This window comes from Legionella spiritensis, assembly GCF_900186965.1.
GTDB classification, from domain to species: domain Bacteria; phylum Pseudomonadota; class Gammaproteobacteria; order Legionellales; family Legionellaceae; genus Legionella_C; species Legionella_C spiritensis.
In genome coordinates this window covers 3,196,465-3,212,683 of sequence record NZ_LT906457.1, presented here as the reverse complement: position 1 = coordinate 3,212,683, position 16,219 = coordinate 3,196,465, and the positions used below count along the sequence as shown (strand labels likewise).

The window sequence follows — 16,219 nt, the reverse complement described above, 5'->3', positions numbered from 1 at the left end:
CATGCGCATGGAAGATTATTGCCAGCAGGATGCCCATGCCCTGGCAGAGTGGATCCGCAAAAAGAAATGGCGTGCCGAGGATGTACTGGATTGCGCGGTCAGGCGTATGCGCCAGGTGAATCCCTTATTGAACGCGGTGGTGACCGACTGCAGTGAATGGGGATATCGGCAATTGGCCGGTATGCGCGGCGACGAGCCGTTTTACGGCGTACCGGTGCTGGTGAAAGACCTTGGGTTTGAGATGAACGGCGTTCCTTATACGGCGGGGTCGCGTTTTTATGAAGGAACCGTTTCTCACCGTAACAGCGACATGATCACACGTTTGCTGTCGCTGGGCATGGTCCCTTTCGCCAAAACCAACACGCCTGAACTGGGATTATCCTATGTCACGGAATCCGCATACCTGGGCCCGGCTCGCAATCCCTATGATTTATCCCGAACGCCGGGTGGATCCTCGGGCGGATCAGCGGCTGCGGTGGCGGCTGGAATTGCGCCGGTCGCGACCGCCAGTGACGGCGGCGGCTCCATTCGTATTCCCGCCGCTTGCTGCGGATTATTCGGCTTTAAACCTACCCCGGGCTTGATTTCCTGTGGTCCCGCGGTCGGTGAAGCCTGGTCAGGCATGGTAAGCATTCATGTCCTGACCCGAAGCGTGCGCGATTCGGCCGGTTTATTTGCTTATTTGTCAGAAACGGGACTCGCAGCTTTGGGCCATCGTCCCAATAGCCGAACAATCCCGGCTTTGGCCAGGCATCAAGGCAAATCGGTGATTATTCCGGAAGGGCTATTTGCCGATGTGCCTGTCGACAAATCTTACCGGACGGCGGTGGATGTGGTATGCGGCCATCTGGAGAATATGGGTTATACGATAAAACGGCAATACTTGCCGCTTGATTTAGCCGCCATTGATGAATGTGTATTAACCATCATTGCCGCGAATGTGGCCGCCGAACTGGAACGGCAGCAAGAACAGACAGGCAGAAAACCTCGCAAGAATGAACTGGAATCGGCAACCTGGGAATTGAAACGCAGGGGTACATCCATCAGGGGATCCCGGTTGATCGCCGCCAGGAACAAGCTTTATCAATACATGCGGCCTGTTCATGACCTGTTGCAATCAACGAATTTCTTATTGACGCCGGCTCTGGCAAAGCCGCCGTTACCAATCGGCAGCCTGACTATGAAGGACGGATTTGAGTCGTTTCTTCAAAAGAATCGTGATTTTTCCCCGTTCACCTCCCTTTTTAATCAGGCCGGTTTACCCGCGATGGTTCTGCCGGTTATGGCGGATCAACATTTACCTGTTGGCGTGCAATTGGCAGCCGGAAAATGGCAAGACTGCTTGTTGCTTGAACTGGCGGAACAGTTACAACGAGTTTTGCCGGATTTTACCAGACCCGTCATGACGTTGCACCAGACCGATTTCTGATGCGCAGAGCCTGATCGGAAGAGGGTTTATTTTTTCAGATAGTTTACTTCCTGACGAAATTGCGAAATTATTTACAAAAGAAACTCGCTATTTGGCAAACACTAAGTTATAATTAACTCACTTGATGAAATCCTGATTCTCAGTGGAATAATTGATGCTCTCGTGACAATCCCTTCTTTTGTTATTCAAAGTGGCGAATCATCGCGTAAGTCCTGTCTTTTTTTCAAACCTGAAATTCGGATAACACAAGTGTGTAATTTAATTAATTTGGAAAGTATAAATGTCTGCTATAGTAGAAACTGGCCACGTCAAGTGGTTTAATGATGATAAAGGTTACGGCTTCATCAGCCGTGATAACGGTAAAGACGATGTATTCGTTCACTTCCGCTCAATTAACAGTGGCGATTCACGTAAGACGCTCGTAGAAGGCCAACGTGTACAGTTCACAGTAACCAAAGGTCCTAAAGGACTGCAAGCGGAAGATGTAACCTCCATATAATCCCGCTGTTTCTCCAATCTTCCCCCTCTGTTGTGACGTGATATGCGCGGCTTCGTGAGGGGGTGATCTTCTTTATTCTATGAAAAAACCGGATGTCATTGTCATTGGTGCGGGTGCCGCAGGCTTAATGTGCGCTATTGAGGCAGGTCGACGGGGACGACGCGTCCTGGTTATCGATCATGCCAACAAGGCAGGGAAAAAAATATTAATGTCGGGTGGTGGTCGTTGTAATTTCACCAATTATCACATTGAGTCCCATCATTTTCTCTCGAACAATCCCCATTTTTGTAAATCCGCGTTGAGTCGCTATACGCAATACGATTTTCTGGCATTGATCAGGCGATTTCACGTGCCCTTTCACGAAAAATCTCATGGACAATTGTTTTGCGATCGCAAATCATCAGACATTGTCGACATGCTATTACGTTGTTGCGAGGACGTGAACGTAGCCATCTCTCTTAACAGCCGTATCAAGTCCGTGATGCGTGAATCCGATGGTTTTCATATCAGGCTGGATAACGGTGAGAATTTAAAAAGCCGGAGTGTGGTTGTCGCGACAGGCGGATTATCCATACCCACCATGGGCGCTTCTCCTTTTGGCTATCAACTGGCCGCGCAATTCGGCCTCAACGTTTTGCCGACCAGGGCGGGACTGGTTCCTTTTACCCTGCAGCCGCATGACAAGGAGCGATATAGCGTGCTATCAGGCATCTCATTGCCTTGTCAGGTGTCTTGCAACGGGCAGAACTTTGAACTGGATATGCTTTTTACCCACAGAGGGCTGAGTGGTCCGGCCATGCTGCAAATATCGTCCTATTGGCAACCCGGTGATGATTTGGCTATTAACTGGATGACAGACAGGGATTGGGAGAACGATGTTCTGGAGCAAAAACGCGCCAGACCGGGAACACGCTTAAGGCATTATCTGGAACAGATGTTACCGAAACGTGTTGTACCCGCCTTGTTCGATGACAATATACTTGAGAGAGAATTGCATGGCTTCCCGGATCAACGATTGCAGGAAATGGTAAGTAGCCTTAAAGAGTGGCGCATGAAACCCAATGGTACGGAAGGGTATCGAACGGCGGAAGTGACGCTTGGCGGTGTTGATACCCATGCCCTGTCTTCCCAAACCATGGAAGTCAAAGCGATTCCCGGTCTTTATTTTATCGGCGAGGTACTGGATGTTACCGGCTGGCTGGGAGGGTACAATTTCCAGTGGGCCTGGTCGTCCGGTTGGGCTGCAGGGCAGGTGGCTTAATGTCTGAAAAAAGTCGTAACCTCATAAAAATCAGGTATAATTAACGCTTCTTGTATTGCCGGGATGCACTTATGACCAGGGCGGGTTTTCATTTTATTCTTTGGCTGCAAAAGCGGCTCACTGGCGCCAAAGCAGTTTTGAATTCGTTGAACAGGGCATGCTGCTCGCCTCATTCAAAACCATTCTGCCACTCAATTGTCTCCATTTTTGCTTCACGACGGCAACCGTATTCATTTTCAAAGTCCGGGCTGGCCGTTGTGATGTTATCTGTTTTCTCGGGATATACTTTTGCCTCGACTTCCGTTGACGGGTATTTTAAAACGCTGAAGTCTTGCCCGGCCTATCTGTCCAAAAACAAAAAAACAAATCCCGATCAACTTACCGTCCCTGCCAATGAGCAGTATGAACTGGTAGAAATCAACCGTGCCGGCCAACCCGACTGGTTTCGTATCGTTATTCCCGATAACGCGCATACCTTGCGGTGGGTGGCTCGTGATTGCGGTCAGGCCAATTATCGGAGCACGGATCATTCCCACTGTGATCAAACGCCGGGGATGGCGGATGCCTATGTACTGGCATTGAGTTGGCAGCCTGCTTTTTGCCAGACCTACGGCTATGAAATCGGCAAACCGGAATGCTTGAAATTACAGACGGATTCCTATGCCTCCTCTCATATGGTTCTACATGGTTTATGGCCTAACCAGGACAATTGCGGCACCAATTACGGATTTTGCGGTGTGGAGTCGTTGAGCCATCACTGTGACTACCCTTCCCTGACCATCAGCAAACCGATCGCGGATAAATTACGGATCTTGATGCCCAGCTTCGCATACGGCAGTTGCCTTGAGCGCCATGAATGGCAAAAACACGGGAGTTGTCAGATCCTGTCACAGGATGACTATTTTTCATTGGCGCTTCGTTTAACCGAAGAAGCCGATAAAACGGAGCTGGGACAGTATCTGTACCAGCATCGTGGTGATCACGTACCAAGAAAACAATTGGAAGATATGGTAGCCCGGTCGTTTGGCAAAGAGGCTGTCGCTAAAGTGTATCTGGGGTGTAAAGACGGGTTTCTGGTAGACGTTTTTATCCAGTTGCCTCCCTTGATTCCGTACACGACGCCCCTCGCAGAGTTGGTCAGGAAGGCGCCGGAACGTCGTTCGCATCAGGGCTGTCCGACTACTGTCGGGATTTCGGATTTCCATGCCGGGTCATAGGTTCAGTACCCGGCGTGAAGAAAAAGAGGGTAAAGCGCATCCCTGCCGGCGTTTGTTCTTCGCCGATTGATGATGACTTACCCTCATATCGCTTGCGCATTGATTTAACTTCCACTAATGTAGGGAGATATTGTTTATGGATAAAGGTCTATGTTAATCCGGATTTTCATACTGAATTTCCTTGCTCTTTTTCTGGCCGGCTGCACGCATCATGGCGATGCCGGGAAATCCGTAGCCGGAACCAGAGTCACGCAAGCTCGCAAGTTGCCATCGTTTAATCATGTGGTTGCCGAGGGGCAAATTGATGTAAGTATGCACACGGGCTATGCCCAGCCGCAAGTCATTCTGCGCGGCGATCCGCGCGATCTTGTTCAGGTTGTCACGGAAGTCAAGAATAACCGGCTGGTCATGTATCTGGGCGCCGGTCATCCCCGTTATGGCCCGGTGAGTGCGGACATACGTACTCGTTATTTAAATTCCTTTGTCTATGACGGAGGCGGTACGGTTTCCGGCATGCGCCTGAACTCCGGGCTGCTTGATGTGTCGATAAAAAATCCCGGCACAACCCGGTTGGGTGGCAACATAAATCTTAGAAAACTGGAAGTCAAGGGCAGTGGTATGACTCGAATCAGCGGAGTCAGAACCAGTAGTTTACAATTATCAATGTCCGGCAATCCCGTCGTTGAATTAGTCGGTGTGGCCAAACTGTCCTGCCTGGATCTGCGGGGAGAGGGACGTTTTAGTCTGTATTGGGTTAAAAGCGACAAACTGACCATCAAGGCCAGAGATAATATCTTTCTGCAACTGGCCGGAATAGCAAATATGATGAATGTGGAGTTGTGGGATCACGCACGTTTCAAGGGGCGTTACCTCCGTGCCAGCCGGGTATTTGTAAAAACCCATAATTTTTCGGTTGCTGAAATCTCGGCGACCAGGCGTCAACATGCCCTGGCGAGCGATGCCAGCGATATTTATTTTTACAATCTTCCCCAAATGAAAACCGATTTCATGGCATACAATGGAGCCGTCCTTGATATGCGTGACTGGCGGATGTATTCCTTGCAGGAATACACTCGTTATAATAAATGGCCAATATGACGGGAAAGAAAAAATTATTGACAGGTTGGTTTGCTAATGACAATCAAACCAACCTGCCAATTATGTTTATATTGCAAGCAAACAACCCGGGATCACGTTTGCCCGGATTGCCAGCCAGGACACGTTACGTGCCTTGAGCCTGTGTTTCGTTGAGTAAATTATTTGTTACACACCGGATAATGGTGTCCAGATCGCCATCCAGAGGAAGTACATGAGCGGATTTGGATAACCAGTGTATAGTGACATTGGCACAATCCGCAAAGCGTGCGGCTACCTTGCGTGACGCAACCACTTCATCATAACAGCCGAGAAAGACATCGGTTGGGCAGTTCGGCGGAATGAACTCAAATTGATTAACCAGCGTCAGAATTTCGATAATGGCCGGGATAGGGAGTTGGCGGTAAGCTATCTCACAGTGTTCCGGTGTAAAAAGGTTGCCTGCTGAACTTCGGATTTTACTGAACCCCAGACGGTTTAAAATTCTGGCGAGTCGGATAATACCCGGTAATGACAACTGTAAATTAAGTGCGGGGGCGAGAAGATACAAGTGATTTAAGTCAAAGCGCCGGCTTAAGTGACAGGCCAGCAGACCGCCTAACGATAATCCCATGACATCGACCTGTTTGAATTCATGAATCAGCGTGCCACAAACTTTTTCGACGTAAGCCAGCCAGTCAGCGGCCTTGACATTGGCGAAACAATCGATGCTCTCGCCATGCCCGGGCAGAACCGGGGCAATGACGGCACCGTAGTCCGAAAAGGCGGGGTACAGATTGCGAAAGACAGCGGGAGACGATGAGAAACCGTGAATTAACAGCAAAGCACGGCTATTATCCTGATTAACCTGCCTGAATTCCCGCAGATATTTCGCGTCTCGGGCACGTAAAATATCCAGTTGGACGCCACGGCGCATACAGCGAAAATCATCTAAATTCATTGATCCTCCGTCTCAATCGATTCCGTCGTTAATTTGTCGAAATTATGAGACATGACTCCTATTATTGCCATCTCTTTATCAAATTCATGGTGCCCGGCGGCAAAAATAACCCTTTGCTTCTATAAATATGACTCAATATCGTATGAAAATGCTAAAAAAGTGTAAAAATTATTCAATAAAACAGGATGTTGGATACTGTCTGATTATAATAATTAACAGACAACGCATTTATTCCAGCAACTACGCCAGCAAACAAAACAAAGATTGAATAGGGTGTTCATAGTTTGTTGCTGGTATTTGTGCTATTTTTAAATTAATAAAAGTATGATTTTCAGGTGAGTGCTATGGCTAATGATCCATCCTCAAACAATCAGGATCCCAGCGGAACGGGTGATCAAAACACCCAGGGCGGGTATCAGGATTACGATACCGGTCTGGTAGACTATTTGCAGGCTTCGGCCGATGAGATCAGCGCTCGCGGCGAAGCGCAACTCGACGCTATTACGGATTTGCCTGGAAATCTGGCTAATTCCGGTATGGGGGCTGCCAGCTCTCTGGTTTCCGGGAATGTAAGCGGCGCATTACAGAGCGGGATGTCCGCCCTTTCCGATACGACAACCGCAGCGGGTGCGACGTCTGCAAACGACAGTACGGTTGATGACTACAACACTATGGCGCAATCCAATAATCAAAGCTTAAGCAGCAGCAACACGGATAGTATGGATCAGGTAGCCGAGTTGGGTTCTTCCCTGATTTCTTCCCTATAGGTGGCCAGAATAATGCCGGATTTCGTGCTTTAAACTACTATAATATAATGAAAGATGATATTTATACGTCTGGTTTTATGGAGAAAATACAGGCGATACATGCGGCAGGAGAAGTGATTTATGCCTAGCAAAAGCGAAAACACCGAACAAGAAGTTGGAACATCCGGGCTTCAGACGGAAGCCGCGGCCACAAAATTTTTTAAATCAAAACACGGTCAACAATTTTTATCGCAGGTGGTTGAGGTTATTGAAGAAAAGGAACAGGAAAAACAAGCGGCTATCCTGTGGCAGCAGCAGGAAGAACTAAAGGCTGCAGCCATTCTTACAGCAAGCCAGGAAGACACGGTTGTTGTGCGTCCTCTTGATGAGACGGAAGTGGTATTGTCTGAACCGCAGGAAAACAATATCCCTGAGGAGCCTGACACGTCCACTTACGATGCCATGATGAAGGGATTCAATAAAAACATGGAAGCGCTGGAAGAGCACAGACAACAAATTGAGCAACGCTACGAAGACTATAATGATAACCTTAAACAGGCCGATGATTTTATCGATACGTTACCCACGGATAACAAGGACGATGCTATCCAGAAAATCGAGGATAAAATCAAGGAACTGGAAGCGAACAATGACAAGGATGCCCAACGGATTTATGGTCTGGTTGATGAGGGGAAGGAAAACGAGGCGCGTGACGAGTTGCAGAAGCTGAATGCCAAAAACCTTCAGGTTGGTACCTTAAAAGACATGCTATCCGTCGTTAAGGGTGAGAAATCACTGTATACGGCAGAAGGGGAAAAAATAGATTTAAACGACACCAATGTCGTCGATGCGTTCAAGGAGTCCGGTTTCATCGTACCGGATGGTCAGAAAATAGTGACGGAAACCAACGAGGAAACGGGCGAAAAGGAGTTTTTTCTCCTTGGGGAAGACGACGAGTTAACCGACGAAAATAAAGAAAGCGCGAAAGACGCTTTTGACCGTAAAAAACCGGAACTGTCCAGTGTGAAATCGCTGGTTGGCGATATGAAAGACAAGGAGCTGACCAGCATTCGCGATGAGATAAGCAAGTTGCAGACTTCCGCTAACGAGAGCGCACCGGTTGCGAAAAGCGAGCAAACGGCAGCGCCTGCTCCTGCCGCACCAAGCAAGAAATCCGGTAAAGAAGCTGATACGGACGGGCCACCAAAAACAGGTGAGGATGAGGAGAAGAAAGAAGAGGATTTGTACGATAAATTCATGGCCCTGATCAAGACTATCGAGAGAATCGCAGATGAGCAATTCGATAAACTCCTCGATAAGATACTAAACGCGATGTCAGGCAAATCCAGGGGTGACACACCGGAAATTGTTATGGATCCGCAGAATAACACGGAAGATCTCCTCGAAACGGACGAGCTCGAACCGGAAGAGCCCAAACCGGAGTTCGCCGCTATAACGGATAACACAAACACACAGCAGCATAAGGAATCCCTGGAGGGTTACCATGCCCTTGCGATCGAAAATAATGAAAAAAACAACCCTTCTTCAGGAGCGCCGTTACAGATAACCGACGGGAATGAGATTGAGCCGGAGGATACCAATTCCGTAACGAGTAAAGTCTAGTACCTCATCCTGTAAACAACCCAACGTACCAATATTTTAGCTTGGTATCCTGTAGCCCGTCATGAAGGCGAAGCCGAAATGCGGGATAACCGGGTACCCAAGTCCAATATTGGGACATGAAACCCGCAATACGGCCGCAGGCCTCCTTACGGGCTACTGCATTTTTGTAAAAAATTAGGCTTCCATTAATTTATGGGGCAAACTTTCCAGGCGCCCGGCCGGGGTAATGGTCACATAATTTAATTTACGCTGCAATTCTGAAATTGTATCTGCGCCGGCGTAAGTCAGCCCCGAGCGTAATCCGCCGATAATGTCGGCAATAATGGCGTCCTGATTGGCGTGGTAAGGTACTTCGGTGGTCACTCCCTCCGCAGTTTTCCATTCCTGCATTTGACCCAGAAAATCTTCCTGGGCTTCGCGTGAAGCCATACCTCGATAACGTTTGTATTGCTGGCCGTTTTCCTTTTTAATCACGTCACCGGGAGTTGGTTCCGTTCCTGCCAGCATGCCGCCTATCATGACAAAATCCGCGCCGAAAGCGAGCGCTTTCACGATATCGCCCGAGGTACGAATACCGCCGTCCGCGACGATGGAACGGTCGGCGCGGGCGCAATGCTGAATGCAGGTGAGCATGGGAATGCCAAAGCCCGTTTTGATGCGGGTACTGCAAACGGAGCCGCCGCCGATGCCGGCTTTAATGATGTCGGCGCCACAGGACGCGAGATAATCCGCCCCGGCGTAGGTAGCGACATTGCCGGCCATGATACAGCGACTTCCCAGTATTTTTCTAAGATTTTTCAATGTCTTGCCGACGTATTTGGCATGCGCGTGAGCGACGTCGACACAAAAAAAATCCGCCCCGGCATCACGCAACGCTTCCGCTCTCTGCAATTCCGCATCGGTACAGCCTACGGAAACAAAAACCTGGCCCTGGCATCGTTTAAACTCGCTGATGTTCTCTTCGATGCTGAGAAAGCGGTGCATGACGCCAATGCCGCCCTTGCTATTCATAAAGTTAGCCATGTTACTTTCAGTAATGGTATCCATATTGGAACTCATGACCGGCAGTTGCAGCGTTAATTTGCCTATTCGATCCGTCATGCCGATATCGACGACACGTCTGGATTCGTGGTGATTGTATGCGGGAACCAGTAACACGTCATCGAAAGTGATGGCTTGGTCGTTCATTATTTATCCTTTTTGTAAAGCGGGTACTATAAATGCTCCGCCGCGTAATAAGCAAGCCTTGAACGTTCCCCTCGCATTAATGTCATATGAGCGCTATGTTGCCAGGTTTTAAAGCGATCCACGGCAAAGGTGAGACCGGAAGTTCGTTCGGTCAGATAAGGCGTATCGATCTGCTTGATATCGCCGAGGCAAATGATCTTGCTGCCGGGGCCTGCCCGGGTAACCAGGGTTTTGATTTGCTTGGACGTCAGATTCTGGGCTTCATCAATAATAATAAAGCGGTTCAGAAAGGTACGGCCGCGCATGAAATTCAAGGAACGGATTTTAATTTTATTCTGGAGTAAATCCTGGGTCGCATTACGGCCGAAAGTACCGCCTTCCTGGGAACTGTGCAAGACTTCCAGGTTATCCATTAAAGCCCCCATCCACGGCGTCATTTTTTCTTCTTCCGTACCGGGTAGAAACCCGATGTCCTCGCCTACCGGAATGGTGACGCGGGTCATTAAAATTTCATTGTACCGATTTTGATCCAGTACCTGGGTTAAGCCGGCGGCAATGGTAAGCAGGGTTTTTCCCGTGCCGGCCGAACCTTGCAAGGTGACAAAATCAATGTCGGGATCCAGTAGAATATTTAATGCGAAATTCTGTTCACGGTTACGGGCATTGATACCCCATACCGAATGTTTGGATTGGGTAAAATCACGAACCAGCTGTACGATGGCGCTGCCTGACTCCACATTCTTAACAATGGCCTGAAATTCATCGTTTTCGGTACTCAGGCAATCGTTGCAATACCATTGCCCGGTCAGCGGGCCGGTAATGCGGTAAAACGTTTTGCCGCTCTCCTGCCACGCTTCCATATCCTTGGCATGATTTTCCCAGAAATCATTGTCCAGAATATGCAAGCCGCCGTGCAGTAAATTGACGTCATCCAATACCTGGTCATTGTAATAATCTTCTGCCGAAATACCGAGGATCCCCGCTTTGATACGTAAATTGATATCTTTGGAAATAATGGCGACGTGGCGGCCAGGGTATTTTTTCTGCAGGCCGAGAGCGGTGGCCAGTAAGGTGTTGTCCGCTTTATGGCCGGGCAAGGATGTGGGTCTTAATTGTTCAAATTCATCGGTCTGGAAAAAAAGACGGCCGCTGCTTTTGACGTTCTCGGCGCTGAGAAAATTGGGGATGGGCAGGCCGGCGACAATTTCATTATGAGTGGCGTTGCTCATTAATTCGACCAGCATCCGGTTGGTTTGCCGGACATTACGCGCTACTTCCGAAATTCCCGTTTTGTGGCTGTCTAATTCTTCCAGTACAACCATCGGTAAATATATGTCGTGTTCCTCGAAGCGGTAAATGGCTGTGGGATCGTGCATTAATATATTGGTATCAAGAACAAACAACTTACAGCCATCAGATATTTTTTCCATGGATTCACCCTATCATCTAAGACAATTTTATTGTGATGAGGGTGGTGGGCGCAGTCAAGCAAATTAAACAAATCTTTGGATGAGTGAAACGCACAGAACCCGGGATTTTTTATTTTTGCAGGGTTTGCAGGGTTGTCAATACGTCGGCGACGTGTTCCTTTACCTTCACTTTCCGCCATTCATGGCGTAAAACGCCTTGCGGATCAATGAGAAACGTACTGCGCTCTATCCCGCATACCTGTTTGCCGTACATGGATTTCATTTTGATGACATCAAATAATTGACAGAGTTGTTCATCCTGATCGCTGATGAGTTCAAAAGGAAACTGCTGCTTGTTTTTGAAATTATTGTGAGATGTCACGCTGTCTCTTGAAACGCCGAATATTTCGCAGTTCAGTGCCTGGAAGCGTTCATAGGCGTCACGAAAGTCCTGGCCTTCGGTGGTGCATCCCGGTGTGGAATCCTTGGGGTAAAAGTAGAGCACAACCCATTTCCCATGGAAATCATGCAAACGGGTGTCAGGATTATTGGTGGCTGTAAATAAAACATCGGGTATTTTATCGCCAGTCTGCATGGTGCTCTCCTCAAAATAAAAGAACAAGCCTAAATTAGAATGAATGAATAAGCCAGGACTTGTAAGCCTGCCTGGAACGGAGAATAGCTACATCCATTGATTTCCGTGTATAATTATCCTTTTTTTATGTAATCAGGTGGCTTATGACGGCCAAAAAAAAATCGGATAATTCCATAGCCATCAACAAAAAGGCCCGCTTTGATTATTTTATCGAAACGGAATACGAAGCCGGTCTGGTTCTTGAGGGTTGGGAAGTGAAAAGCCTGCGAGCCGGCAAGATCAATCTCTCCGATGCCCATGTTATTATCAAACACGGGGAAGCGTTTCTGCTGGGTTCTCAAATTCAACCGTTACCTACGGCGTCAACTCATTTGCACCCTGATGCCGCACGAACCCGAAAGCTGTTATTAAATCGTCGTGAACTCAATCAATTAATAGGCAGCGTGGAGCGTCAGGGGTACACCATCGTACCTTTATCCCTGTACTGGAATCGTAATCGCGTCAAAATAAAGGTTGCCCTGGCCAAGGGTAAAAAGACTCACGATAAACGGGATACCATTAAAGACAGGGACTGGCAACGAGACAGGGCGCGCTTGTTAAAGAAAAATAATTAGAGCTGTCGTCCGGAGTCATGGCCTGAATGGCTTTGTTGACAAGATGAGCACTCAAGACATAATAAGGATTAGGTGCTATAAATAGTTAGGGCTTGTTGACCTGTCAACAAGCCCTGGATCAATGACATTGCGCGGTAACATAGCGGACAATCGGATCACGCTGCAGGGGTCAATGGACTGGACAAGGGAATCTTAAGGAGAAGCTTATGCCACACTTCGCGAAACGGGGCGCATGGTTGTTGCTTGTGCTGCTGTGCTTGCCATTTACCGGCCATGCCGATAAGTCGATACGTTCCGTCGTTATTTTCGGGGACAGTTTGTCCGACACCGGAAACACGACCCACTTGTTAAAAAGTTTGCGGCAGGAAGAAAGTCCGGCCTATCTGGTTCATCCCCTGAAGGTTTTTGTTGTCAACAAGATGACCGAATTTGCCGAGGACTATTATGTGCCGCAAATGGTTCTTGACGCGGGCATTGAGATAGTCAGGAATTATTTTGATACCGAGCTCGGTCCCTTGCTGGCCTCTATCGTCAGTAAAGTGCGGCGGGTGCCGGTGCTGCCCGGGGAGCCTTACTGGCAAAATCATTTTTCAAACGGCCGGGTCTGGAATGAGTATCTGGCGCCAATGCTGTCTGTTGATCGTGAGGACATGAATGATTTCAGCAATCAGGCGTTTGGCGGCAGTTGGGCTATGACCTATGATCATCAGTTAACGGTCTGGAATTTGATTCGTCATCCTCTGAATACGTTAAAAACGCTAATTGTCGGCAAGCTCATCCCCCCCAGCCTGGGATTGACGGTACAGGCTTATTTGCTGATCCATGAGCAGCTGGATGAGCGTACGGCCTATTTTGTCTTTACAGGGGCCAATGATTATTTGAATGTGCTGTTGTTTGAGGACAATTACAACCCGGCTGTTATGAGCGCTTATATTGATAATGTTCTCGATGGCATCGCCGCAGGTGTTCATAAGTTAACCAAATCCGGGGCGCGTCACATTGTTGTTATGGGATTGCCCGATGTGGGTTTGACGCCCAAATTTGTCCGCACATCCGACAGCCCGGTATTGAGTGCGGCCATTGCTTTGCATAACAAACGTCTTGGCGCGCGTGTGGAGGAATGGCGACAGGCCCAACCGGATGTTGATTTTTTATATATCGATGTTCAGAAATTCCTGCAAAAAGCGCTCGATAATCCGTCTTTTTTTGGTTTTTCCAATGTAGTAGACGCTTGTATTGACGTGAAATTTCCCATGTTTTCCGCGTTTGCCCAGTCGCCTTTTGCCCGCAATTATGTATTGCAATACGCTCAGGTTCTGAATTATCGTGCCCCTGGTTTTGCTCCGAATGAAAGGAATTACCATCTTTGTGATGCGCCGCAGGATTATTTATTCTGGGATGAAATCCATCCGACTACCCGCGCCCATCATTTGCTTGCCTATGAAATTTGCGAGGTTTTGAAAGCCAATGGTTACCAGGCCAACTGTCAAAATCCGCTTAATAGTTAGAATATGGCCGGTAATGTGGCATACTTGGCCCTGTTTTTCGAGACAGACACCGGCATGAATAGTATTGCCGGTGGGCTTTCAGGTATTCGGTAAGGAGTTTGTTATGTGTGGCATCATGGGGGCGACCTCACAGCGTGATATCAGTAAAATTTTATTGGAAGGGTTACGCCGTCTGGAGTATCGGGGCTATGATTCGGCGGGGATGGCTGTCATTGACAATGCCGGTCACCTGAAACGTCTCCGTATTCAAGGCAAGGTGCAGGCGCTGGCCGATGCCATGCAGGAAACCGCGATTGCCGGGATGACCGGAATTGCTCATACCCGTTGGGCGACACATGGCAAGCCTTGCGAACAAAATGCCCATCCCCATCTGTCTCACGGTGAAATCGCGGTGGTTCATAATGGTATTATTGAAAACCATGACGCCTTGCGTAACAAACTGGCCGGACTAGGCTACCAGTTCGTTTCCGAAACGGACTCCGAGGTCGCGGCCCATCTGATTCATCATCATTACCAACAGCATGAGCATCTGCTGACGGCAGTTCAGGATGCTGCGGCCGAGATGCGCGGTGCTTTTGCATTGGGCATTATCCATCAAAACCGCCCGCATGAACTGGTAGCGATACGCAAGGGAAGTCCGCTGGTGGTCGGGTGCGGGATAGGCGAACAATTCATAGCCTCCGATGCGCTCGCTCTGCGTTCCTTCGCCCAGCAGGTCTATTATCTGGAAGAAGGTGACAGCGCCTTGCTGACCGCCGACGGCGCGCGTATATTTGATGAACACAAGCGTCCCGTTGATCGAGTGGCTCACCCGTTAGACAATGACAGTCAGGTTATCAGTAAAGGCTCCTACCGCCATTTTATGTTGAAGGAAATTCATGAGCAGGGGCGGGTGTTGTCTGATACTCTGGAAGGTCGTATTGCCAGTATCGAAGTGCTGCGAGCCAGTTTTGGCGAACAGGCAAGCCGTATTTTTTCCAAAATCAGGCATATCCATATTGTAGCGTGCGGAACCAGTTATCATGCCGGTTTAACGGCGCGTTACTGGCTGGAATCGTTAACGGGACTATCGACACAGGTTGAAATAGCCAGTGAGTACCGTTATCGTGATGTTGTGGTTGACGAACACACCTTGTTTATCGCCGTGTCGCAATCGGGAGAAACCGCCGATACTCTTGCGGCGCTCCATAAGGCCAAATCACTCGATTATTTATCTACGCTGGCCATCTGTAATGTGGCGACCAGTACGTTGGTACGGGAAGCTGACAGCGTTTTTTTAACCAGGGCGGGTACTGAAATAGGTGTGGCATCCACCAAAGCGTTTACCACCCAGCTTGCGGCGTTTCTTATGCTGGCCGCCGCTCTTTGCCATGACAAACGATCAGCCAGTGTTTTGACGCAATTACAGGAATTGCCGGCCTGTTGTGAGCGTGTACTTAAGATGAACAAAACCATCGAATCCCTGGCCCCGCTTTTTGTGAACAAGGCCCACGCCCTGTTTTTAGGACGAGGTGTGCAATATCCTGTCGCTCTGGAAGGTGCCCTGAAGCTGAAAGAAATCTCTTATATCCATGCGGAAGCCTATCCGGCCGGTGAATTGAAGCACGGTCCCCTGGCTTTGGTGGACAATGACATGCCAGTCATTGCTGTCGCGCCAAATGATGAATTGTTTGATAAATTAAAATCCAATCTGCATGAAGTGAGTGCGAGAGGCGGGCAATTGATAGTTTTTGTTGATGATTCCCATACCTGGCAGGCGAACAGTTCGCATTTGATTCCGATTCCTTCCTGTGGTCCATGGATAGCTCCCATCATTTATACTATTCCCTTGCAGTTGCTGGCGTATCATGTCGCGGTTGCCAAGGGAACGGACGTGGATCAACCTCGTAATCTGGCCAAATCAGTAACGGTGGAGTGAAGAAAGGCCGATGATTCCAGTCGTTGTTCAAGACGCCTTCTCCACGGAACCGGACGGTACGGATATTGGCGACGTCGGCGTCGCTTTTTACGAGCTGATTGCGCCTGTACAGGAGCCGCATCCCGGAGGAGGTAAAATTCGCAAGTGCGGGGCGAACAGTATATAATGCGTTCGTTT

At 48.7% G+C, this 16,219-nt stretch carries 15 protein-coding genes; 11 read left to right on the top strand and 4 right to left on the bottom strand.

What is annotated here, in order from left to right; genetic code table 11:
* The first annotated feature begins 1 nt into the window (after position 1).
* The 5 genes from CKW05_RS14630 to CKW05_RS14610 all read left to right on the top strand — a co-directional run bounded on the left by CKW05_RS14630 (position 2) and on the right by CKW05_RS14610 (position 5,504).
* Positions 2-1,429, top strand: coding sequence for an amidase (locus CKW05_RS14630; protein ID WP_058481968.1), 1,428 nt, complete (start codon positions 2-4; stop codon positions 1,427-1,429).
* A gap of 280 nt (positions 1,430-1,709) precedes the next feature.
* Positions 1,710-1,928, top strand: coding sequence for a cold-shock protein (locus CKW05_RS14625; RefSeq protein WP_058481967.1), 219 nt, complete (start codon positions 1,710-1,712; stop codon positions 1,926-1,928).
* 79 nt (positions 1,929-2,007) lie between these two features.
* A complete protein-coding gene (locus CKW05_RS14620; RefSeq protein WP_058481966.1) occupies positions 2,008-3,189 on the top strand; it encodes a BaiN/RdsA family NAD(P)/FAD-dependent oxidoreductase in 1,182 nt (393 codons plus the stop codon).
* 260 nt (positions 3,190-3,449) lie between these two features.
* Positions 3,450-4,406: a ribonuclease T2 family protein gene (locus tag CKW05_RS14615; protein ID WP_058482069.1), complete on the top strand. Its 957-nt coding sequence runs from the start codon at positions 3,450-3,452 to the stop codon at positions 4,404-4,406.
* Between the two features lie 150 nt (positions 4,407-4,556).
* The gene (locus tag CKW05_RS14610; RefSeq protein ID WP_058481965.1) at positions 4,557-5,504 is read left to right on the top strand and encodes a GIN domain-containing protein; all 948 of its coding nucleotides are present in this window, start codon (positions 4,557-4,559) and stop codon (positions 5,502-5,504) included.
* Between the two features lie 124 nt (positions 5,505-5,628).
* Here the strand turns inward: CKW05_RS14610 and CKW05_RS14605 are convergent, their stop codons facing one another.
* The gene (locus CKW05_RS14605; RefSeq protein WP_058481964.1) at positions 5,629-6,441 is read right to left on the bottom strand and encodes an alpha/beta hydrolase; all 813 of its coding nucleotides are present in this window, start codon (positions 6,439-6,441) and stop codon (positions 5,629-5,631) included.
* Positions 6,442-6,785: 344 nt separating this feature from the next.
* Here CKW05_RS14605 and CKW05_RS14600 point away from each other — a divergent pair, with 344 nt between their 5' ends.
* Both CKW05_RS14600 and CKW05_RS14595 read left to right on the top strand, forming a co-directional pair.
* A complete protein-coding gene (locus CKW05_RS14600) occupies positions 6,786-7,208 on the top strand; it encodes a hypothetical protein (protein ID WP_058481963.1) in 423 nt (140 codons plus the stop codon).
* 120 nt (positions 7,209-7,328) lie between these two features.
* Entirely contained in the window at positions 7,329-8,810 is a 1,482-nt protein-coding gene (locus CKW05_RS14595) for a hypothetical protein (RefSeq protein WP_058481962.1), read from the top strand.
* 174 nt (positions 8,811-8,984) lie between these two features.
* Here the strand turns inward: CKW05_RS14595 and CKW05_RS14590 are convergent, their stop codons facing one another.
* The 3 genes from CKW05_RS14590 to CKW05_RS14580 all read right to left on the bottom strand — a co-directional run bounded on the left by CKW05_RS14590 (position 8,985) and on the right by CKW05_RS14580 (position 12,002).
* Positions 8,985-9,998, bottom strand: a complete 1,014-nt coding sequence (locus CKW05_RS14590; RefSeq protein WP_058481961.1) for a guanosine monophosphate reductase — start codon at positions 9,996-9,998, stop codon at positions 8,985-8,987.
* 26 nt (positions 9,999-10,024) lie between these two features.
* Positions 10,025-11,428, bottom strand: a complete 1,404-nt coding sequence (locus tag CKW05_RS14585; RefSeq protein WP_058481960.1) for a PhoH family protein — start codon at positions 11,426-11,428, stop codon at positions 10,025-10,027.
* Positions 11,429-11,537: 109 nt separating this feature from the next.
* The gene (locus tag CKW05_RS14580) at positions 11,538-12,002 is read right to left on the bottom strand and encodes a peroxiredoxin (protein WP_058481959.1); all 465 of its coding nucleotides are present in this window, start codon (positions 12,000-12,002) and stop codon (positions 11,538-11,540) included.
* 143 nt (positions 12,003-12,145) lie between these two features.
* Here CKW05_RS14580 and smpB point away from each other — a divergent pair, with 143 nt between their 5' ends.
* The 4 genes from smpB to CKW05_RS15395 all read left to right on the top strand — a co-directional run bounded on the left by smpB (position 12,146) and on the right by CKW05_RS15395 (position 16,208).
* Positions 12,146-12,616: an SsrA-binding protein SmpB gene (smpB, locus tag CKW05_RS14575; RefSeq protein WP_058481958.1), complete on the top strand. Its 471-nt coding sequence runs from the start codon at positions 12,146-12,148 to the stop codon at positions 12,614-12,616.
* 206 nt (positions 12,617-12,822) lie between these two features.
* Positions 12,823-14,124 (top strand): lysophospholipase/glycerophospholipid:cholesterol acyltransferase PlaC, encoded by a 1,302-nt coding sequence (plaC, locus tag CKW05_RS14570; RefSeq protein WP_058481957.1) that lies wholly within the window; start codon positions 12,823-12,825, stop codon positions 14,122-14,124.
* A 103-nt stretch (positions 14,125-14,227) separates the two neighbouring features.
* A complete protein-coding gene (gene glmS / locus CKW05_RS14565) occupies positions 14,228-16,042 on the top strand; it encodes a glutamine--fructose-6-phosphate transaminase (isomerizing) (RefSeq protein WP_058481956.1) in 1,815 nt (604 codons plus the stop codon).
* A gap of 10 nt (positions 16,043-16,052) precedes the next feature.
* Positions 16,053-16,208 (top strand): hypothetical protein, encoded by a 156-nt coding sequence (locus CKW05_RS15395; RefSeq protein WP_156413327.1) that lies wholly within the window; start codon positions 16,053-16,055, stop codon positions 16,206-16,208.
* The last annotated feature ends 11 nt before the right edge of the window (positions 16,209-16,219 follow it).